Annotated in this window: 1 protein-coding gene; it reads right to left on the bottom strand. The window is 56.1% G+C overall.

The features are described from left to right. On the bottom strand, positions 1–1,168 hold a 1,168-nt coding region (locus HBR93_RS26730), incomplete at both ends, for an immunoglobulin-like domain-containing protein (RefSeq protein ID WP_346266861.1).

The following is a 1,168-nucleotide window of genomic DNA, read 5'->3' as shown; positions in this document are numbered from 1 at the left end:
CCTTGATGGTGATGGTTTGCTTGTTATCGAGGGTCAAGGTGACGTCAGTGTCGGCCTTGTTGCTCAAGGTGGCGGTGTAGGTGATGGTGCCGCCTTCGTTGACGGCGCTTGGCGCGGTCAGGGTGACTGTAGTGGTGTTATCGGTGCCCGGTGTGTCAGTGACAGTCGTAGTGACCTTGTCAGTCCCAGGAACCAGGTTCTCAAAGTGCGTGCCACCAGTTACTTCCTTGATGCCGGTAGTAACAGTCTGGTCGCCTTTGTACACATCATCCGGTGCCACAACCGAGACAGTCCCGCTCGACTGGTTCACACCAATGGTGATGACCTGGTTGTTATCCAGGGTCACAGTCACAGGGTTGGTGATGTTGGTCACCGGCGCGCCGTTTTTATCCACAAGGGTGGCGGTGTAGACGATCTCGCCGCCTTCACCCACGGTTTTGGTGGCGGTCAGCACTACATCGACCTTGTCGATGGTGTCGTTGATCTGCGTTGTCGCGCCGTTGCCGGCAACCACTAGCTTCTCGAAGTTGCCGCCGTCAGTCCCGGTGATCTGGACAGTCTGGGTGCTCTTATCAACGAACACGTCATCGCCAGGGGCATCAACGGTGACGGTACCGACGGTTTCGCCGGCCTTGATGGTGATGGTTTGCTTGTTATCGAGGGTCAAGGTGACGTCAGTATCAGCCTTGTTGCTCAAGGTGGCGGTGTAAGTGATCTGGCCACCTTCACTCACTTCCGACGGAGCCGTCAGCGTCACTGTCGTGGTGTTATCGGTACCTGGGGTATCAGTGACAGTCGTGGTGACTTTGTCAGTCCCAGGAACCAGGTTTTCAAAGTGCTCGCCACCGGTGACTTCTTTAATACCGGTAGTAACGGTTTGATCACCTTTGTACACATCATCTGGAGCCACAACCGAGACAGTCCCGCTCGACTGGTTCACACCAATGGTGATGACCTGGTTGTTATCCAGGGTCACGGTCACAGGGCTGGTGATGTTAGTCACCGGCGCGCCGTTCTTATCCACCAAGGTGGCGGTGTAGACGATCTCGCCGCCTTCACCCACAGTTTTGGTGGCGGTCAGCACTACATCGACTTTGTCGATGGTGTCGTTGATGGTGGTAGTTGCGCCATTGCCAGCAACCACGAGCTTCTCGAAGTTGCCGCCGTC

Source organism: Pseudomonas sp. WS 5411, from assembly GCF_012985595.1.
Classification (GTDB): domain Bacteria; phylum Pseudomonadota; class Gammaproteobacteria; order Pseudomonadales; family Pseudomonadaceae; genus Aquipseudomonas; species Aquipseudomonas shahriarae.
This window is presented reverse-complemented; position numbering and strand designations above follow the sequence as displayed.